This is a genomic window from Phaeovulum veldkampii DSM 11550 (assembly GCF_003034995.1).
Taxonomy (GTDB): domain Bacteria; phylum Pseudomonadota; class Alphaproteobacteria; order Rhodobacterales; family Rhodobacteraceae; genus Phaeovulum; species Phaeovulum veldkampii.
Genome location: NZ_PZKF01000003.1, coordinates 1 through 17,109 on the forward strand (window position 1 = coordinate 1; position 17,109 = coordinate 17,109).

The 17,109-nt window shown below is 66.8% G+C and carries 21 protein-coding genes, 1 tRNA gene and 1 pseudogene; 9 read left to right on the forward strand and 14 right to left on the reverse strand.

The features are described from left to right. Positions 1-110: 110 nt before the first annotated feature. Entirely contained in the window at positions 111-1,358 is a 1,248-nt protein-coding gene (locus C5F46_RS01610) for a glycerate kinase type-2 family protein (protein ID WP_107323744.1), read from the forward strand. Between the two features lie 6 nt (positions 1,359-1,364). Here the strand turns inward: C5F46_RS01610 and C5F46_RS16535 are convergent, their stop codons facing one another. Next, positions 1,365-1,505, reverse strand: a complete 141-nt coding sequence (locus tag C5F46_RS16535) for a hypothetical protein (protein WP_168796764.1) — start codon at positions 1,503-1,505, stop codon at positions 1,365-1,367. A 120-nt stretch (positions 1,506-1,625) separates the two neighbouring features. On the opposite strand from C5F46_RS16535, the gene C5F46_RS01615 reads away from it, so the two are divergent. Further along, complete coding sequence (locus C5F46_RS01615; protein WP_107323745.1) at positions 1,626-2,582, forward strand: magnesium transporter CorA family protein; 957 nt, start codon at positions 1,626-1,628, stop codon at positions 2,580-2,582. Positions 2,583-2,592: 10 nt separating this feature from the next. Here C5F46_RS01615 and C5F46_RS01620 read toward each other — a convergent pair whose 3' ends face one another. Together C5F46_RS01620 and C5F46_RS01625 are read right to left on the reverse strand one after the other, a co-directional pair. Beyond that, positions 2,593-3,066 (reverse strand): disulfide bond formation protein B, encoded by a 474-nt coding sequence (locus C5F46_RS01620; protein ID WP_107323630.1) that lies wholly within the window; start codon positions 3,064-3,066, stop codon positions 2,593-2,595. Continuing rightward, positions 3,063-3,644, reverse strand: coding sequence for a YqaA family protein (locus C5F46_RS01625; protein WP_107323746.1), 582 nt, complete (start codon positions 3,642-3,644; stop codon positions 3,063-3,065). Before C5F46_RS01625 ends, C5F46_RS01620 begins: the two co-directional genes overlap by 4 nt. A 117-nt stretch (positions 3,645-3,761) precedes the next feature. Between C5F46_RS01625 and C5F46_RS01630 the strand changes: the two genes are divergently transcribed. After that, positions 3,762-3,845 (forward strand) — tRNA-Leu (locus C5F46_RS01630). 91 nt (positions 3,846-3,936) lie between these two features. On the opposite strand, the gene modD is transcribed toward C5F46_RS01630, so the two are convergent. The 8 genes from modD to C5F46_RS01670 all read right to left on the reverse strand — a co-directional run bounded on the left by modD (position 3,937) and on the right by C5F46_RS01670 (position 10,838). Next, positions 3,937-4,794 (reverse strand): ModD protein, encoded by an 858-nt coding sequence (gene modD, locus C5F46_RS01635; protein ID WP_107323631.1) that lies wholly within the window; start codon positions 4,792-4,794, stop codon positions 3,937-3,939. A 48-nt stretch (positions 4,795-4,842) separates the two neighbouring features. After that, entirely contained in the window at positions 4,843-5,955 is a 1,113-nt protein-coding gene (gene modC / locus C5F46_RS01640; protein WP_107323632.1) for a molybdenum ABC transporter ATP-binding protein, read from the reverse strand. Then, positions 5,952-6,638, reverse strand: coding sequence for a molybdate ABC transporter permease subunit (gene modB / locus C5F46_RS01645; protein WP_107323633.1), 687 nt, complete (start codon positions 6,636-6,638; stop codon positions 5,952-5,954). The genes modC and modB overlap by 4 nt, the downstream gene beginning before the upstream one ends. Positions 6,639-6,641: 3 nt before the next feature. After that, positions 6,642-7,358: a molybdate ABC transporter substrate-binding protein gene (modA, locus tag C5F46_RS01650; RefSeq protein WP_235820049.1), complete on the reverse strand. Its 717-nt coding sequence runs from the start codon at positions 7,356-7,358 to the stop codon at positions 6,642-6,644. 94 nt (positions 7,359-7,452) lie between these two features. Further along, on the reverse strand, positions 7,453-8,253 hold the full coding sequence (locus C5F46_RS01655) for a TOBE domain-containing protein (protein ID WP_107323635.1): 801 nt from the start codon (positions 8,251-8,253) through the stop codon (positions 7,453-7,455). A gap of 262 nt (positions 8,254-8,515) precedes the next feature. Next, positions 8,516-9,868 carry a sensor histidine kinase gene (locus tag C5F46_RS01660; protein ID WP_107323636.1) on the reverse strand — a complete coding sequence of 451 codons (1,353 nt, stop codon included), beginning with the start codon at positions 9,866-9,868 and terminating at the stop codon, positions 8,516-8,518. Continuing rightward, positions 9,865-10,530 (reverse strand): response regulator transcription factor, encoded by a 666-nt coding sequence (locus tag C5F46_RS01665; RefSeq protein ID WP_107323637.1) that lies wholly within the window; start codon positions 10,528-10,530, stop codon positions 9,865-9,867. The genes C5F46_RS01660 and C5F46_RS01665 overlap by 4 nt, the downstream gene beginning before the upstream one ends. Next, positions 10,530-10,838, reverse strand: a complete 309-nt coding sequence (locus tag C5F46_RS01670; protein WP_107323638.1) for a PepSY domain-containing protein — start codon at positions 10,836-10,838, stop codon at positions 10,530-10,532. Before C5F46_RS01670 ends, C5F46_RS01665 begins: the two co-directional genes overlap by 1 nt. Positions 10,839-10,967: 129 nt before the next feature. On the opposite strand from C5F46_RS01670, the gene C5F46_RS01675 reads away from it, so the two are divergent. From C5F46_RS01675 to C5F46_RS01685, 3 genes are all read left to right on the forward strand, one after another. Next, a complete protein-coding gene (locus tag C5F46_RS01675) occupies positions 10,968-11,267 on the forward strand; it encodes a PepSY domain-containing protein (protein WP_107323639.1) in 300 nt (99 codons plus the stop codon). Beyond that, complete coding sequence (locus C5F46_RS01680; RefSeq protein WP_107323640.1) at positions 11,267-11,893, forward strand: cytochrome b/b6 domain-containing protein; 627 nt, start codon at positions 11,267-11,269, stop codon at positions 11,891-11,893. The genes C5F46_RS01675 and C5F46_RS01680 overlap by 1 nt, the downstream gene beginning before the upstream one ends. Before the next feature lie 243 nt (positions 11,894-12,136). Next, positions 12,137-12,919, forward strand: a complete 783-nt coding sequence (locus tag C5F46_RS01685; protein ID WP_107323641.1) for an ATP-binding cassette domain-containing protein — start codon at positions 12,137-12,139, stop codon at positions 12,917-12,919. A 114-nt stretch (positions 12,920-13,033) separates the two neighbouring features. Here the strand turns inward: C5F46_RS01685 and C5F46_RS01690 are convergent, their stop codons facing one another. The 3 genes and pseudogenes from C5F46_RS01690 to C5F46_RS01700 all read right to left on the reverse strand — a co-directional run. Next, positions 13,034-14,083 (reverse strand): sn-glycerol-3-phosphate import ATP-binding protein UgpC, encoded by a 1,050-nt coding sequence (locus tag C5F46_RS01690; RefSeq protein WP_107323642.1) that lies wholly within the window; start codon positions 14,081-14,083, stop codon positions 13,034-13,036. Between the two features lies 1 nt (position 14,084). Further along, positions 14,085-14,933, reverse strand: coding sequence for a sn-glycerol-3-phosphate ABC transporter permease UgpE (gene ugpE / locus C5F46_RS01695; protein WP_107323643.1), 849 nt, complete (start codon positions 14,931-14,933; stop codon positions 14,085-14,087). 2 nt (positions 14,934-14,935) lie between these two features. After that, a pseudogene (locus C5F46_RS01700) lies at positions 14,936-15,160 on the reverse strand (glycerol-3-phosphate transporter permease); the annotation flags it as partial. Here C5F46_RS01700 and C5F46_RS01705 point away from each other — a divergent pair. The 3 genes from C5F46_RS01705 to fcl are packed head-to-tail and all read left to right on the forward strand — an operon-like array spanning position 15,153 to position 17,061. Then, on the forward strand, positions 15,153-15,911 hold the full coding sequence (locus C5F46_RS01705; RefSeq protein ID WP_146160207.1) for a hypothetical protein: 759 nt from the start codon (positions 15,153-15,155) through the stop codon (positions 15,909-15,911). The pseudogene C5F46_RS01700 and the gene C5F46_RS01705 sit on opposite strands and share 8 nt — an antisense overlap. Further along, on the forward strand, positions 15,896-16,108 hold the full coding sequence (locus C5F46_RS16385; protein WP_146160208.1) for a hypothetical protein: 213 nt from the start codon (positions 15,896-15,898) through the stop codon (positions 16,106-16,108). The genes C5F46_RS01705 and C5F46_RS16385 overlap by 16 nt, the downstream gene beginning before the upstream one ends. Continuing rightward, entirely contained in the window at positions 16,105-17,061 is a 957-nt protein-coding gene (gene fcl / locus C5F46_RS01710; protein WP_107323645.1) for a GDP-L-fucose synthase, read from the forward strand. Before C5F46_RS16385 ends, fcl begins: the two co-directional genes overlap by 4 nt. Positions 17,062-17,109: the final 48 nt, after the last annotated feature.

The window sequence follows — 17,109 nt, forward strand, 5'->3', positions numbered from 1 at the left end:
GCGGGCGGGGGGCCGTCTCGCCCCCCGCACCCCCCGAGGATATTTGCGCCAAGATGAAGGTGGTGGCGAGGGGGCTGGACCTGTGCGCCGCGCGCGGGCAGTCTGTGGCCATGGACGGGTTCGAGACATTGGCCGAACGGGCGCGGGCGCTGTTTGACTGCGGGGTGGCGGCGGCTGATCCGGCGGCGGCGGTGCGGCGTGGGTTGACCGAACTGTCGGCCGATCCGCCGGGGCCCGGCGGGCGCTGGCAGGTGATCGCCTTGGGCAAGGCGGCCCGCGCGATGACGGGGGCGGCGCTGTCGGCGCTGCCGCCCGGAACCGACGCTTTGGTGGTGACCAATCATGAGAATGCGGCCCCCCTGGCGGGGGCCGAGGTGCTGGGCGCGGGCCATCCGGTGCCCGATGCGGCAGGAGCGGTGGCGGCGGGCCGGGTGGAGCAGGCGTTGCGCGCGCTGGGGCCGCAGGACCGGCTGCTGGCGCTGATCTCGGGCGGGGGATCGGCGTTGTTGCCTGCGCCGGTTGCCGGGATCAGCCTTGCCGACAAGGCCGCGGTGAACCGGCTGTTGCTGGGGTCGGGCGCCGATATCGGGCAGATCAATCTGGTGCGTCAGGCCCTGTCGCGACTGAAGGGCGGGGGCTGGCTGCGCGCTTGCCGGGCGCCGGTCGTGGCGCTGATCCTGTCGGATGTGCCAGGCGATGACTTGCGGGTGATCGCCTCGGGTCCGACGGTGGCGCCGGTGGGCAGCCGGGCCGAGGCGGCTGCGCTGTGCCAGCGGCTGGGGGTCTGGGCCGCGTTGCCTGAGCCTGTCCGGGCGTATCTGCGGGCGTCCGAACCTGTGGTGGCGAGGGCTTTGCCCCCGGCGCGCAATATCCTTGTGGGGTCGAATGCGCTGTCGCTGCGGGCGATGGTGGCGGCGGGGGCGCAGGCTGCGCCTTTTGCGCTGGCGGGCGATGTGGCGCAGGCGGCGGCGCGGATTGTTGCGGCGCTGGCTGGGCTGTCACGGGGTGCGGCGCTGGTTCTGGGGGGCGAGACGACGGTGCGTCTGACGGGGGATGGCGCTGGCGGGCGTAATCAGGAACTGGCGCTGCGGGTGGCCGTGCTGGCCGAGGAATCGGGGCTGGCCGGGCCTTGGGCGTTTCTGGCGGGCGGCAGCGACGGGCGCGATGGGACGACCGAGGCGACGGGGGGGCTGGTCGGGCCCTGCACGTTGGCGGCGATGCGGCGGGCTGGGGTGGACCCGATGGCGGCCTTGGCGCGCAACGATTCGGGTCCGGCGCTGGCGGCGGCGGGGGCTGCGCTGGTCACCGGGCCGACCGGCACCAATGTGGCCGATCTGGCGGTGGCGTTGCGCGGCTGAGGCGCGTCAGTTCTGCGAATTGCTTCCGGTCTTGGCAAAGAATGCCCGGATCAACTGGCCCGAGGTCACCATCACGGCGCGCAGGACCACGAGAAATACAAAGCTGACGGCCAGCAGATCGAAGCTCGGCGTGAGAAAGAAATCCATCGGGAGCCCCCGTTCATTGCGTTTGAACCAGCTTCTGCTCTGATTGCGGCGGGATGTTGGCGAGGTCGGGGCTTTCCTGTTACAGCGGGTCTCATGAAGCCAGCCCGGAAGGAGCCGCCGATGCTGATCGCCTATCGCCCCGCCCCGCGCGGTCTGGTTGCTCTGGGTCCGGGTGGGCCGCTGAGCGAGGCGCTGTGGGTCGATCTGTATCGCCCCGAACCCGATGAGGTGGCGGCGTTGACCGCGCTTGGCATCGAGGTGCCGACGCTGGAGGATATGGAAGAGATCGAGATTTCCAACCGCCTGTATCGCGAGGCGGGGGCCGATGTGATGACCGTGGTGCTGCCCGGCGATGCGGACGAAGTCGGTCGGGTTGCCAGCCCGGTCAGCTTTATTCTGACCGATGCCCGGCTGGTGACGGTGCGCCATCACCGCCCGCGCCCGTTTGAAACCTTTCCTGAGCGGGCCGACCGGTCGGCGGCGGGCTGCGGCGGGGCCGAGCGGCTGTTTCTGGGGCTGGTCGAGGAAATCGTTGCCCGTCAGGCCGACCTGCTGGAGGGCGTGGGCCGCGTGCTGGACCGGGTTTCAGGCACCGTTCTGGTGCGCGAGGGGCGGTCGCCTGCACAATTGCGCGTGGCACTGGCCGAGGCGGCGGGGCAGGGGGAGTTGCTGGGCCATATCCGGCTGGCGCTGCTGACGCTGGAACGCGCGCTGTCGTTCTTTGACCAGACGCTGGGCGCGCGCAGTCAAGGCAAGGAATTGCGCCGCATCGTCAGTGGCCAGACCGCCGATATTCAGGCGCTGGTGGTCCATGCCGATTATCTGTCGGCGCGGATCGGCCTGTCGGTCGATGCCACGCTGGGGATGATCAATCTGGCGCAAAACGAAACCGTGCGGATTTTGTCGGTGGCGGCGGTGCTGTTTCTGCCGCCCACGGTCATCGGCTCGATCTACGGGATGAACTTTCGGGTGATGCCGGAACTCGATCACCCGCTGGGCTATCCGGCGGCCCTGGTGGTGATGGTGGTGTCGGCGCTGGTGACCTATCTGGTCTTCAAATGGAAGAACTGGCTATAGCGCCGCCCGCTCAGCCGCGGGTCAGCGCACGCAGCCAGATCGCCGCCAGCACCGCCGAGGCGATGGCGTTCCAACTTGCCATCGACAGGCCCAGAAGGCTCCAGCTGACCTCGTCGCAGCGCACCATAGGGGCGGCGAGGATGCGGCTCATCAGGTCTTCGGGTGACAGGCCGCCGATCGCACCCGAGGTGCAGGAGGCGGGCCCCGGCCACCAGTGCCGTTCGACCCCGGTGTGATAAATCCCCAGCCCGACCGAGCCCGCCATCGCCAGCGCGGCCAGCGCCACCGGCACCGTGCGCGATACCAGCACAAGGCCGATCAGCCCCAGCGCAACCGCTGCCGCATGGGGCCAGCGTTGCCACAGGCACAGATCGCACGGGGCATGGCCCAGCGCCTGAAACCCGAATGCCCCCGCCAAAAGCGCCGCCGACCCGCCGGTCGCCAGAAGGATCAGCCGCGTGCCAAGGCTATCGTGTCCGGTCATGCCAGATACCTCACCAGATAGAAGCCCGCGATCACCAGGGCGATAAACAGCGTGAACAGCCAGCCCAGCCAGCGCTCGATAAAGCGGCGCACCGGGGCGCCGTATTTCCACAAGAGCCAGGCCACGAAGAAGAATCGCAGCGCGCGTGCCACAACTGAAACGGCGGTGAATGTCACCAGATCAAGCCCCGTGGCCCCCGAAAAGATGGTGATCACCTTGTAGGGGAAGGGCGTCACCCCGGCGATCAGCACCGCCCAGGCGCCCTGTTCGTTGAATCGCGCCGCCAGCGCCTCGAAATCGCCGCTGGCGCCGTAAAAATCCAGCAGCGGGCGGCCGATGCTGTCCATCAGCCCCCAGCCGATCGCATAGCCCAGACATCCCCCCAGCACCGAGGCAAGCGTGGCAATGCCCGCGATGCGGAAGGCCAGATGCGGCCGGGCCAGGATCATCGGGATCATCAGCACATCGGGCGGGATCGGAAACACCGAACTTTCGATGAAGGCCACTACCGCCAGTGCCCAGAAGGCGTGACGATGCCCTGCCAGTCCCATCGTCCAGTCATAAAGCCGCCGGATCATGATCGCCCCAAGGTTGCCCACCGTTCCTTGGCCCGGCTGCGGGCCAAGGTCAAGCGTTGCGGTACCTGCGGATTTATCTTGTCAGACCCGCGCGGGAAGGTTAGATCGCTGCCGCAGGCCCGAGTGGCGGAATGGTAGACGCAGGGGATTCAAAATCCCCCACCGCAAGGTATGTCGGTTCGAGTCCGACCTCGGGTACCAGCCTGACAACAGCAAATGACCGAAACAGGCTGGCGCGCCGCGCCATGGCGACAGTGTTGCGATCTGGCGCCGCTGTGCCGTTTCTGGCGGGTCAGCTCTGTCCGAATTCTGCTGAGGGGGAGATGGTCACGGCCACATCGGCGGGTTTTGCGTAATAGGGCGATGATGTGACCAGAACCTGCGCCCCGGCCGCCGCATAAGCCGCGGCGTTGGTCTGGTTGACGCCGCCCGCAACCGCCAGACAGCCGGTCCAGTGCGGGCCGAGTTCGACGGCCAGGGCCTCAACCGCTGCGGGTGCGAACTTTTCCAGTTGCAGCACGTCGCAGCCGGCGGCAACGGCTGCCAGCGCCGCGGTGCGGGTTTCGACCTCGACCACTACCCGACGTTCGGGGCAGGCCGCGCGCAGGTGCGCGATCTGTTGGCCCAGCGATTCGGGGCCGCCAAAGGCGCGGTGTTGGGGGAACAGCAGCACCGTATCCGACAGGCCCGTGCGGTGGATCGTGGCGCCGCCCGCGACAATGGCCTTGAGCGACAAGGCGCGGGTAAAGGGCACCGGCTTGCGGGTGCAGGCCACCACGATGTCGGGCCGGACGGTGCGCGCCGCTGCCACGATGCCCCCGGCCGAGGTGGCCACGCCTGAGGCCCATTCCACCAAGGTCTGCGCGACCTTCCAGCCGACGAACACCGCATCAGCCCGGCCCCGCGCCGCCAACAGCAGATCGCCCGCCGCCGCCTGTGTGCCGGTGGGGTGCGTGATCGTGGCCGGGACGCCCAGCAGGGCAAAGATCCGTGCCGCCTCTTCGGTGCCGCACACCGTCATCGCGCCGCGTGCGCGCAGGGTGATTTCTGCGACCTCGGCGCCGACCCCCAGACTGCGGGTGGTCAGATCGCCGTAAGGCGCATCTTCCTTGAGCAAGGTGGCAAGGCTTTGATCGTCAATCAGGAACATGACAAGGCGTCCTTTCGGAACGGGGCGCGGGGGTGGCAACAGGCGTTTTCACGGCTGGCGCAGCCCGCCGGCATCGGCGACAGCTGGCGGCTCGGCCAGGGCCACGGCCTTGAGCCGCGCCACGACAATCTGCCCTGGCTCCAGCGCGAGCCGGTCCCAGGACAGCCGCGAGATGCGGGCCAAAAGCGCTGCGCCGGTGCCGTCCGGCCCCAGCGCCAACCGCACCGTCATCTGGTGGCCCGCCGCTGGTTCGACGCCGACGATACGGGCGGGCAGGGCGTTCAGGATCGTGGTGTCCTGCGGCGGGTTGCGCCCGAGGCTGACATCGTTGGCCGGAATCCGCAGCCGTTGCCGCGCGCCCGGTGGCCCCAGATCGCCGGGCACGATCAGCCGCCCGCCCGCAACCGCCACCTCTGACAGGCCATAGCGCGCATCGGTTGATACCACATGGCCGTCGATCACCGCGGCGGGCTGGGGCATGTGGATCAGCGGCAGCGCCGGGTCTGACACCATCGCGGCAATCGGCCCCGCCGCGCGGACGCGCCCTGCCTCCATCAGCACGAGGGTGTCGGCCAGACGCTCCACCTCGGCAATGTCGTGGCTGACATACAGCACCGGGATCGAAAGCGCGGCGTGCAGCCGTTCCAGATAGGGCAGGATATCGTCCTTTGAAAACCGGTCGAGCGCCGAAAGCGGCTCGTCCATCAGCAGCAGTTGCGGCTGCGACAGCAGCGCCCGGCCAATCGCCACGCGCTGCCGCTCGCCCCCCGACAGCATCGTGGTGGGCCGCTCGAACAGCGGCGCGATGCCCAGCAGCGCCACCACCTCTTCCTCGCGGATGCGTCTGTCACCCTTGGCGCGGCGCAGCCCGAAGGTCAGGTTGCTGCGCACCGACAGATGCGGGAAAAGGCTCGCCTCCTGAAAGACATAGCCCACCGCGCGGCGGTGCGGCGGCACAAAGTGGCGCCCCTCTTGCCAGGTTTCGCCATTGACCGTCAGCCGCCCCTCAGGCAGCCGCGCCAGCCCTGCGATGCAGCGCAGCACCGTGGTCTTGCCGCAGCCCGACGGGCCGAACAGCGCGGTCACGCCGCTGCCCGGCGCCTCAAAGGTGGCATCCAGCGCAAAGCTGCCCTGCCGCCCCCGGAAGGCTGCTGCGATCATCGCCGCCCCCCGTCAAGCCGCCGCTCGATCAGCAGCATCACCAGGATCACCGCGAACGACATTGCCAGCATCCCCCCGGCAAGGATATGCGCCTTGCCCCATTGAAGCGTCTCGACGTAATCGAAGATCGTCACCGACAGAACCTTGGTCTGGCCCGGTATGCCGCCGCCGATCATCAGGACCACCCCGAATTCGCCCACCGTATGGGCAAAGCCCATGATCGCACCGGTCAGGATGCCGGGCCGCGCCAGCGGCAGCGCGACGGTGAAAAAGGCATCCAGCGGCGAGGCGCGCAGGGTCGCGGCCACCTCCCAGGGGCGGTTGCCCATCGCCTGAAACGAATTGCGGATCGGGTTCACCACGAAGGGCAGCGAATAGACCACCGAGCCCACCACCAGCCCCGTGAAGGTAAACGACAGCTTGTGCCCCAGAATCGCCGTCAGCGGGCTTTGCGGCCCCATGGCGATCAGCAGATAAAAGCCCAGAACCGTGGGCGGCAGCACGATGGGCAGCGAAACCAGCGAGCCCAGAACATCGTTCCAGAACCCGCGGCCGCGCGCCAGCACCCAGGCCAAAGGGGTGCCCACCAAGAGCAGAACGACCGTGGTGATGCCTGCCAACTTCAGCGTCAGCAGGATCGTCTGGATCATCGCCGCATCAAACAGGGGGGCGCCCGCGCTCATGTCTCAGCCTTCCACGCCGTAGCCGTATTTGGTGATGATCGCGACCGCCTCGGGGGTCTTGAGAAAGTCGAGATAGGCTTTGGCGGCCTCGTTGTCCTCGCCTGTCTTCAGCAGAATGGCGTCTTGCTTGATCGGGGCATATAGGTCCTGCGGGACCATCCAGCGCGACCCGCTCTGTTCGGACAGAAGCTGCCCCAGCGCGACAAAGCCCACGGGCGCGTTACCGGTTGCCACGAACTGATGCGCCTGCGCGATGGATTTGCCCGTCACCAGCTTTGGTTCCAGTCTGTCATAGACACCCAGCGCCTTCATCGTCTCGATGGCGGCCGCGCCGTAGGGTGCGGCGGCGGGGTCTGCGATGGCCACATGCTCCAGCGTGGGGTCGTTCAGCACGGCCTCGGTGCCGTCGATCCGGGCGGGATCGGCGCTCCACAGTACCAGCTTGCCGACGGCATAGGTAAACCGGGTGCCGGGAACCGCAAAGCCTTCGGTCTCGGCCTTTTCCGGGCGCGCCTGATCGGCCGACAAAAACACCTCGAAAGGCGCGCCCTGCGTGATCTGGGTGTAGAACTGGCCCGCGGGGCCAAAGCTCATGGTGACGGTGTGGCCGGTGGCTGCGGTGAAGGCCGTGGCAATCTCATTGGCGGCTTCGGTGAAATTGGCGGCGACGGCTGCGAAGGTTTGACCCGCGCGGGCCGGGGCCGACAGCGCGAGCGACATCAATAAAGCCGCACAACCGGCACGCAGAACGAAAGGGCGCAACGTCATAAGATTTCCTTTCATGTGTGGGGATAGCAGGATCAGCGGGGCCGCGTCACGGCATGGCGATGATGACGTGGCTGGCCTTGAAGAAGGCGGTGGCGGTGCTGCCCGGCGTCAGGCCGAGGCTTTCGGCGCTGCGCTTGGTCACGATCGCGGTGATCGTCTTGCCGCCGCCAAGATCGAGCGTGATCTCGCTGTTGACCGCGCCATCTTCACGGTCCGAAACCTGCCCCGTCAGTCGGTTGCAGGCCGAGATCTGGCCGACCGTGTCACCTGCGGCCAGCATCACGAAGGTCGCCTTGATCAGGGCGAAAACCTCTGATCCTTCGCGCAGGCCCATGTCGGTGGCGCTGCGCTCGGTGATGACCGAGGTCAGCGTGTGGCCATCGGTCAGGGCCAGATCGACCTCGGTGCTGACCGCGCCCTGGGTGACGCGGGTGACGGTGCAGCGAAAGGTGTTGCGGGTGCTTGTCTGCATCATAAGGCTCCACAATGTGTTGATGGCCCCGTTCGGGGCAGAAGAAAAACTGGTGTCGATAGCAGCGAGCGCCTTTCCCAGCGCGGATTCGAGCAGGGAAAAGCAGTCGATCAGGGCGTGGCCCGCCGGGGTGACTGTGGCGCCGCCGCCCGTCCGGCCGCCCGGCGCGGCCTCGACCAAGGGCTGTGCAAACAGGTTGTTCAGCGCGCCGACAGCATCCCAGGCCGCCTTGTAAGACAGCCCCACCTCGCGCGCGGCACCCGCGATGGACCCTTGCGCCGCGATGGCACGCAGCAAGGTGATACGGTCACCGCCAATGCGCGACGCCCCTTCCCGCTTCAGGGTCAACGCGGCCTTTAATGTGCTGTCGGGCATGGGTGACCTGCTATTGATGGGGGTATGCGTTATGTTTCCAAACCACATAACGATTGGAAAACGCCGGTCGCAAGCGCAACCGCTCTCACCTACAGCCACATAACGAGGTTTCCGGGTGAAAACCGAATTGCCCGCACCTGTTCTGCCGACAGGCAAAGCGGGCGATCCCAACAAACGGGCAAAAATCGGCAATCTGACTGAAAATTCGACAGAATCGGTATCGGCCAGCCAAAACTGCTACCCCGCAGGGCCTGAACGTGCCTCAGGCTTTGTGCAAGGCAAGGCGTGCGACAAGACCGGGGCCGCGGCCCCCATCGGTATTGTCCAGCCACAAGGCGCCGCCGGCGGCTTCGGCAATCTCGGTTGCGATGGCAAGGCCCAGACCCGCGCCGGGGCCGCTTTCATCTGCTCGCGCGCCGCGCGCCCGCATCGTTGCCCGTTGCCCTTCGGGCAGGCCGGGGCCGTCATCGGTGATCGAGAGGGTCGCGCGGCTGGTTTCGACTGCCGCCGACAGGGTCACCCTCGCGCGGGCGTAGCGGGCGGCGTTTTCGGCCAGCGCACCCAGCGCTTCGGCCAGATCTGCCGCGTCGATCGCCAGCGCCAGCCCCGGCGGAATGTCGATCCGCCAGCTTAGCCGTTGGCCTTCGGGCGTCCGCTCCAGCACCGAGACCACGCGCCGCGCGACCGTCGCGGCATCGGCGCGCGCGCTGCGGGCGCGGGCCGCGGTACGGGTGCGGGCCAGTTCGCGGTCGACATGGGCGCGCATGGTGCGGGCAATCTCTTCGATCCCTTCGGCCGCGGCCTGTTCCCCCTTGGCGCGTAACCGGGCGGCCTCGCCCATCAACGCCTGTAGTGGCGTCTTGAGGCCATGGGCCAGATCGCCGGCGCGGGTGCGCGCCTTTTCGACATGGGCCTCGCGCATCGCCAGCAGCGCATCAAGCTCTGCTGCCAGCGGCTGAACCTCGCGCGGCCAGTCGTCGCCCATCCGGGTGGCGCGAGCCTGCCGCAGCGCCGCCACCCGCGACCCGATCCGCCGCAGCGGGGACAGCCCGACGGCGCCCTGCATCCATTGCGCGGCGATCAGCGCAAGGCCCAGCAAGGCCAGATAGGGGACGATATCGGTGACAAAGGCGCGCTTTGCGGCGACGAGTTCGGCAGTTTCCATTGCCACCGCGGCCCTTGCAGTTCCGCCGCCAAGACCCGCGGGCAGGGTGACGGTACGTTCCAGCACCAGCAGGTCGGCGCCTTCGGGGCCGGTCAGGTGGTGGCGGTGTTCTTCGCCGTCGCGCAACAGGTCAGGCGGCAGCGCCAGTTCGACATCCCACAGCGAGCGCGACCGCAGCAGCACGCCGCCCACCTCGATCTGCCAGTAAAGACCGCCATAGGGCAGGGCAAAGCGCGGATCGGCAGGCGTGGCGGCCAGCGCCAGATCGCCATCCTGCCGCGCAAGCCCAGCCAGAACCTGATCGAGTTGCACCTGCATCTCGGCCAGCGCGCGCCGTTCCACATGGGTGCCGAACACCTGCGCCAGCCCCACGGCAGCCACGGCCAGCGCGATCACGACCGCGACCGCACCTGCCAGGCCGAGGCGGGCGCGCAGCGACAGCGCGGTCACGTTTCGCCCCCGTCCAGAAAATAGCCAAATCCGCGCCGCGTGCCGATCACATCTGGCCCAAGCTTGCGCCGCAGGCGGGCGATGACCGCCTCCAGCGCATTCGCCTCGCGCGCATCGTCATCGCCGTAAAGATGCTCCAGCAGTTCCGAAGGCGGGATGACGCGGTTGCAATGCAGCGCCAGGTAGGCCAGCAGCCGATATTCCAGGGCGGTGGCGGCGACCGGCACGCCCCGCACCGAAACCGTCATCCGGTTGGTATCCAGTGAAAGCGCCCCCACCTCCTGCACCGCTGCGGCGCGACCGGCGGCGCGGCGCACCAGCGCACGGGCGCGGGCGACCAGTTCTTCCATGCGAAAAGGTTTGGGCAGATAGTCATCGGCGCCCGCCTCGATCCCCTCGACGCGCTCTTGCCATGTGCCGCGCGCGGTCAGAACCAGAACCGGCATGGCGCGCCCCGCCGCCCGCCAGCGTTTCAGCACCGACAGCCCGTCCATCCCCGGCAGCCCAAGATCGAGAACGATCAGGTCATAGTCTTCGGTATCGCCAAGAAACCACGCCTCTTCCCCGTCGTGGCAAAGTTCGGCGCGAAAGCCCGCATCCTGCAACGCCACCGCGACATCGGCTGCAATCCGGGGGTCGTCTTCGACGGCAAGGGCACGCATCAGTGATCCTTGTGTTTGAAATCGCGATCAAGAATGCGGCCCGTGGCCCCGTCGATCTCCAGTTCCATCAGCCGCCCCTCGGAGGTGATCAGGGTCAGTTCGTAAATCCAGCGCCCATCATCGCGCTCAAGTTCCACCTCGATCACGCGGCCATCGCTGTCGGCAACTGCAATGTCCAGGATATCGCCCAGCGGCAAAACCTCACCGCGTTCCAGCGCCAGGCGGGCACGATCATGATCACGGTCGTTCCCGTCCGCCAAGGCGGGCAGGGCAAGAGCCAAGAGCAGCAGGGCAAGCGCAGCTTTCATGAGGCCAGTGTCTAGCTTTGTAACACTGACAGCAAGCTGACAGCCCCCGTCAGGCTGCGGTCAGACGAGTCGGGGCACAAGGGGCGGGTCAAGCGGCAATCCTGCCGGACAAACCCAAGGAGACATTCCATGAAACGCTCGCTTCTTTTCACCGTGGCTCTGGCCGCCATGACCGGTCTTTCCGCCGTCGCGGCGCAGGCCGATGATGACGATTATCGCACAATGGTCCAGTTGCCCGCAGGCACGCAGTGGATGAGCGCGTCGGAACTGGCCAAAAAGCTTGAGGCGCAGGGCTATATCATTCGCGAGATCGAAACCGAACGCGGCGCCTATGAGGTCGAGATGACCGATACCAAGGGCCTGCGTGTCGAGGGCATCTTTCACCCGGTGACCGGAGAGCCGCTTCTGCCCGCGCGGAAGAACGACTGATGGGCGCGCAAGCCGAAAGCGGCCTGATCCGGGTCTGGGATCCGGTGATCAGGATCGGTCACTGGGTGCTGGTGGTGGCTTTTGCCACCGCCTACCTGTCCGAGGGCGAGCCGGAATGGTTGCACAGCTATGCCGGGTATCTGATCGCCGCAACCGTGGCCCTGCGGGTGATCTGGGGCTTTATCGGCCCGCGCCGGGCCAGGTTTTCAGATTTTGTCACCTCTCCGGGCCGGGTGTTTGGCTATCTTCGGGATCTCGTCACCGGGCGGGCAGACCGGCACATCGGGCACAGCCCGGCGGGCGGCGCGATGACGGTGGCGCTATTGGTGATGCTGGGGGTCACGGCGGTATCGGGCATGGGTCTGCTGGCCGTCGAAGAGGGCCGCGGGCCGCTGGCCGGGATCGTCGCCGCCCAGCCCCAAGACCGCGCGATCCTGCAAGACGATGACGCCGAGGGTGGCCACCGCGGCGCGAAGGGCGGCAATGCCTGGGAGGAAATCCACGAAACAGCCGCCAACCTGACGCTGTTGCTAATCGTGTTGCATCTTGGCGGCGTTGCCCTTGCCAGCCTTGCGCATCGTGAAAACCTTGTGCGCGCCATGGCAACCGGCAAAAAGCGCCCCTGACGCCAAGGACCGGAGGCCCCGACGCGGGCCCCGGTCAACAGCCTTTGATCCGGTCGCAAGGATCAGATGTTGGCGGCGAACCGCAGTTGGGGCGCGGCGGGCCGGGGCAGGGGGCGCCCTCGGCCCCGGCGATGCGCGCAGTTGTGCGATCAGCCTGTCGATCCTAAACTTGCGGTCGGAGGCCGCATTTCGGACTGGCGGGCGCAGGTCTGGCCGGGTTGACCCGCGGCGCGCGGCGAGACTTTGGGCCTTGTAGGCGAATCCGGCTGCGGCAAGTCCACGCTGGCGCGCGCCGTACTGCGGCTGATCGAACCGACCGAGGGCGAGGTTCTGTTGCAAGGCAAGCCAATCATTGGCCTGTCACCGGCCGCGCTGCGCAGTTTGCGGGCCGAGGCGCAGATGGTGTTCCAGGACCCGTTCGCCAGCCTGAACCCGCGCATGTCCGTGCGCGATCTGATCACCGAACCCGCGCGCATCGCAGGCCGCATCCGCCCGCAGGAGGCGCGCGATCTGGTGGTGGATCTGCTGGGCAAGGTCGGGCTGGAACCCGGCGTCGCCGACCGCTACCCGCATCAGTTTTCCGGCGGCCAGCGGCAACGGCTGTGCATTGCCCGCGCGCTCAGTGTGCAGCCTGCGCTGATCGTGGCGGATGAGCCGGTGTCGGCGCTGGATGTATCGGTCGCACGGCAGGTGACCGACTTGATGGCCGATGTGCTGGCGCGTGAAGGCATGGCCTTGCTGTTCATCAGCCATGACATGGCGGTGGTGGAACGGGTCAGCCACCGGATCGCGGTGATGCAGGCTGGGCGGATCGTGGAAACCGGGCCGACCGCGCAGGTGCTTGCCAATCCGGCGCATCCCTATGCGCGGCGCCTGCTGGCCGCCGTGCCGGTGCCCGACCCCGCGCGCCGCCACTGCCCACGCGCGACCTTGCCGCTCTTGCCCGAACCGCCCGCGCTTCTGCGGCCGGCACCCGCCCCGCGGCCGCATGGCCGAGGTGGCGCCGTGCCACCGGGTTCTGGCTGACAGCGAGCCCGCCTTCCGCTTTGCCGCGACGCTGGCGGCGCCCGTGGCGCCGGACAGCGCGCACGCCCGGCGGATGGGCACGCCCAGACCGGAAACCACGCGGTACGCGCGCCCTCAGCCCAGACGCAGGCCGGTCGCGGCATCGAACTGATGCGCGCGGTCGGCGCGAAAGCCCAGCGACAGCCGGTCGGCCCGAGGGGCATCAGCGGGCAAGGCGGCAATGACCGGCTGACCTGCCACGGTGCCATGCACCAGTCGCTGGGGGCCGAGCTCCTCGATATGAGACACGCTCAGGTCCAGCGCGCCTGCGGTGCCGGGGGCCACGGGTTCCAGATCCTCGGGGCGCAAACCCAGCGTCACCGGGCCATCCTTTGGCCCCGGCAAGGCCAGCGGCCGCCCATCCAGATGTAGGACCCCGCCTGCGCTGGATACGTCCAGCAGGTTCATTGCAGGCGCCCCGATGAAGCCCGCCACAAAGACCGAGGCCGGGCGGCGATAGATATCCAGCGGCGCGCCGATCTGTTCCACGCAGCCTTTGTTCAGCACCACCAGCCGGTCGGCCAGGGTCATCGCCTCCACCTGATCATGGGTGACGTAAACGCTGGTTGTGCCCAGCCGCCGTTGCAAGGTGCGGATCTCGCCGCGCATGGTGATGCGCAGCTTGGCATCAAGGTTCGACAAGGGCTCGTCGAACAGGAAGGCCGCAGGTTCGCGGACAATGGCACGGCCCATGGCCACCCGCTGGCGCTGGCCGCCCGAAAGCTGGCGCGGCTTGCGGTCAAGATAGGCACCGATTTCCAGCATGGCGGCGGCCTGATCCACCCGGCGCGCGATTTCTGCCTTGTCCATCCGGCGGTTCTGCAACCCGTAGGCCAGATTCTGCCGCACCGACATGTGAGGGTAAAGCGCGTAGGTCTGGAACACCATCGCGATGTCGCGTTCTGCCGGTTCCAGATCGTTCACCACCCGCGCGCCGATGCGCACGGTGCCATCGGTCACGGTTTCCAGCCCCGCGATCATCCGCAGCAGGGTGGACTTGCCGCAGCCCGAAGGCCCCACCAGCACGACGAATTCGCCATCGGCAATGTCTAGGCTGACGCCCGCAACCGCCTGCGTGCCCCCGGCATAGGTCTTGCCCAGCCGGTCCAGGGTGATGGATGCCATGTTACTTCTCCGTCTCGATCAGGCCTTTGACAAAGACCCGCTGCATGAGGATCACCACCACCACGGGCGGCAGCATGGCGAGCACCGCGGCGGCCATGACGTAGTTCCAGATCGGGTTGGCATCGACCGCCTCGGCCATGCGCTTGATGCCCGCGACGATGGTGTAATACCCCTCGTCCGTGGTGATCAGCAGCGGCCAGAGGTACTGGTTCCAGCCATAGATGAACAGGATCACGAACAAGGCCGCGATGTTGGTGCGGCTGAGCGGGATCAGCATGTCGCGAAAGAACCGAAAGGGGCCTGCGCCGTCTATCCGCGCGGCCTCCAGCAATTCGTCCGGGATGGTCAGGAACACCTGCCGGAACAGGAAGGTGGCGGTGGCCGATGCGATCAGGGGGATGGTCAGGCCCGCATAGCTGTTGAGCATGCCAAGGTCTGCCACCACCTTGAAGGTCGGCAGGATGCGCACCTCCACCGGCAGCATCAGAGTGATGAAGATGCACCAGAAGGCGAACATGCGGAACGGAAAGCGGAAATAGACGATGGCAAAGGCGGAGGTGATGGAAATGGCGATCTTGCCAAGGGCGATGATCATCGCCATCGCGAGGCTGTTCCACATCATCCCGGCCAGCGGTGGGGCACCCATGTTTGACAGCCCGCCGCCCAGCATCAGGCTGTAATTCGCAACCGCTGCATCCCCGAACCACAGGGGGATGCGCCCGGTCTGGAATGCCTCGGCGGGGTGGGTGGAGGCGACGATGGCGACCCAGACGGGAAAGGCCACGATCACGACACCAAGGATCAGCACGGCATGGGCCAGCAGGTCCAGGAGGGGGCGGCGTTCGACCATATTCAGTACTCCACCCGCCGCTCGATGTAGCGGAACTGCACGACCGTCAGCAGGACGACCACCGCCATCAGCAGCACCGATTGCGCCGCCGATGACCCGAGGTTCAGGCCGAGGAATCCATCGACATAAACCTTGTAGACCAGAATGTTGGTGGCCTGCGCCGGGCCGCCTTCGGTAGTGGCGTCGATCACCGGCAGGGTGTCGAACATCGCATAGGCGATGCGCAAATTCACCGTCGCCATGGCAGCGCTTTTGCTTGGGCTTGGAGGGGCAGAGCTGGGCGCGCGATATGTCCTCGGCCTCGGCACTCCGCCCCTCAGCGTGACGCACCCGACCATCGAATACATGTTCGCGCCGAACCAGGATGTGCAGCGCTTTGGAAACCGTCAACTTTACAACGAATTCGGCATGCGAAGCGTCGGCATGGAGGAGGTGTTCCAACCACGCCGGGTGCTTGTTCTGGGGGATTCTGTTCTGAATGGCGGCAATCAGACCGACCATGCCGATTTGGCGACCACGCTTTCGACCGACGATAAAATCTTCTTCGGAAATGTCAGCGCAGGTAGCTGGGGGCCTGCGAACATGGGGGCGTGGATAGACCGCTACGGATTTCTGGGGGCTGACACATTGGTTGTTGTCCTAAGCTCGCATGATCTGCGGGATATTCCGACGTTTGCGGCTCTTGATCCACTCACCCATCCCACCCGGATGCCGGTTTCCGCCTTGGTTGAGGGCGTCGAGCGTTATCTGCCCCGGTATCTTCCTGCGTCACTGACCGCCACAAACTCTGCGCCGGAGAAAGCCCCCGAGCCCGACGCCACGACCGCATCGACATCTGTGCAAGGCGAGGCGGAGATCCGTGCGCTAATCGACCGTGTCGGGGGGGGGGGGAGTTGCGCCTGTGCTTGGTGCAGCACCAGACCCGTTCGGAGTTGCAGGGACTTGGCAGCGCCGCAGACAAGGTGGCCTATAACTTGATTCGTGATCTATTCCAGGCGCGCGGCGTGCCGATAATCGACTTCGGCGCCGATATACACGCGGCAATCGAGCGTGGCGAGATGCCTTTCAGAGATGATATTCACCTCAACGAAAGAGGTCAGGCGTTGCTGGCGCGGTCGCTGCAAAACTGTGCCGACATCGCGCGCCGACCCACACAGGCAGGACAGCGGCCATGAAAATCTACCTCGCAGGCCACCGTGGCATGGTCGGCGGCGCAATCCTGCGCCGGCTTCAGGATCGGGGCATCGACACCCTGACGCGCACCCATGCCGAACTGGACCTGACCGATCAGGCCGCGGTGCGCGCCTTCATGCAGGCCGAGCGCCCCGATGCGGTTATCCTTGCGGCGGCGAAGGTGGGCGGGATTCATGCCAACAACACCTACCCCGCGCCGTTCATCTATGAAAACCTGATGATCGAGGCCAATGTCATCCATCAGGCATTCGAGGCGGGGGTAGGGCGGCTGCTGTTTCTGGGGTCATCGTGCATCTATCCGCGCGCGGCGGCCCAGCCGATGACCGAGGAGGCGCTGCTGACCGGCGTGCTGGAGCCCACGAACGAACCCTATGCCATTGCCAAGATCGCCGGGATCAAGCTGTGTGAAAGCTATAACCGGCAGCATGGCACCGATTACCGATCGGTCATGCCCACCAACCTTTACGGGCCGGGCGACAACTTTCACCCTGAAAACAGCCATGTCCTGCCCGCGCTGATGCGCCGGTTCCACGAGGCCGTGGCAGAGGGGCGCGACGAGGTGGTGATCTGGGGCTCGGGCCAGCCGCTGCGCGAATTCCTGCATGTGGACGACATGGCCGAAGGGGCGCTTTTTGTGCTGAACCTCGATGCCGAAACCTACCGGGCCAAGACCCGGCCGATGCTGAGCCATATCAACCTCGGTTCAGGTCAGGAAATCAGCATTTCCGGCCTGGCCCATCTGATCGCCGACGTGACAGGGTTCCGGGGCCGGATCGTGTTCGATCCGACAAAACCGGATGGCACCCCGCGCAAGCTGATGGATGTGGGGCGGCTGGCCGCGATGGGCTGGCGCGCACGCACGCCGCTGCGCGAAGGCATCGCCAGCACCTATGACTGGTTCACGTCCAATATCGCGGCGCTGCGGCAAGCCTGATATGTCAAACTGACCGATGCTGTTCGGCAGAATTCGAAAGAGATTTCC

Excerpts from the sequence above, each read along its gene's own strand:
- C5F46_RS01610 (WP_107323744.1), top strand. The coding sequence starts at position 111 with ATGGACGGGTTCGAGACATTGGCCGAACGGGCGCGGGCGCTGTTTGAC.
- C5F46_RS16535 (WP_168796764.1), bottom strand. The coding sequence starts at position 1,505 with ATGGATTTCTTTCTCACGCCGAGCTTCGATCTGCTGGCCGTCAGCTTT.
- C5F46_RS01615 (WP_107323745.1), top strand. The coding sequence starts at position 1,626 with ATGCTGATCGCCTATCGCCCCGCCCCGCGCGGTCTGGTTGCTCTGGGT.
- C5F46_RS01620 (WP_107323630.1), bottom strand. The coding sequence starts at position 3,066 with ATGACCGGACACGATAGCCTTGGCACGCGGCTGATCCTTCTGGCGACC.
- C5F46_RS01625 (WP_107323746.1), bottom strand. The coding sequence starts at position 3,644 with ATGATCCGGCGGCTTTATGACTGGACGATGGGACTGGCAGGGCATCGT.
- modD (WP_107323631.1), bottom strand. The coding sequence starts at position 4,794 with ATGTTCCTGATTGACGATCAAAGCCTTGCCACCTTGCTCAAGGAAGAT.
- modC (WP_107323632.1), bottom strand. The coding sequence starts at position 5,955 with ATGATCGCAGCAGCCTTCCGGGGGCGGCAGGGCAGCTTTGCGCTGGAT.
- modB (WP_107323633.1), bottom strand. The coding sequence starts at position 6,638 with ATGAGCGCGGGCGCCCCCCTGTTTGATGCGGCGATGATCCAGACGATC.
- modA (WP_235820049.1), bottom strand. The coding sequence starts at position 7,358 with ATGTCGCTCGCGCTGTCGGCCCCGGCCCGCGCGGGTCAAACCTTCGCA.
- C5F46_RS01655 (WP_107323635.1), bottom strand. The coding sequence starts at position 8,253 with ATGCCCGACAGCACATTAAAGGCCGCGTTGACCCTGAAGCGGGAAGGG.
- C5F46_RS01665 (WP_107323637.1), bottom strand. The coding sequence starts at position 10,530 with ATGCGTGCCCTTGCCGTCGAAGACGACCCCCGGATTGCAGCCGATGTC.
- C5F46_RS01670 (WP_107323638.1), bottom strand. The coding sequence starts at position 10,838 with ATGAAAGCTGCGCTTGCCCTGCTGCTCTTGGCTCTTGCCCTGCCCGCC.
- C5F46_RS01675 (WP_107323639.1), top strand. The coding sequence starts at position 10,968 with ATGAAACGCTCGCTTCTTTTCACCGTGGCTCTGGCCGCCATGACCGGT.
- C5F46_RS01680 (WP_107323640.1), top strand. The coding sequence starts at position 11,267 with ATGGGCGCGCAAGCCGAAAGCGGCCTGATCCGGGTCTGGGATCCGGTG.
- C5F46_RS01690 (WP_107323642.1), bottom strand. The coding sequence starts at position 14,083 with ATGGCATCCATCACCCTGGACCGGCTGGGCAAGACCTATGCCGGGGGC.
- ugpE (WP_107323643.1), bottom strand. The coding sequence starts at position 14,933 with ATGGTCGAACGCCGCCCCCTCCTGGACCTGCTGGCCCATGCCGTGCTG.
- C5F46_RS01705 (WP_146160207.1), top strand. The coding sequence starts at position 15,153 with ATGCGCAAATTCACCGTCGCCATGGCAGCGCTTTTGCTTGGGCTTGGA.
- fcl (WP_107323645.1), top strand. The coding sequence starts at position 16,105 with ATGAAAATCTACCTCGCAGGCCACCGTGGCATGGTCGGCGGCGCAATC.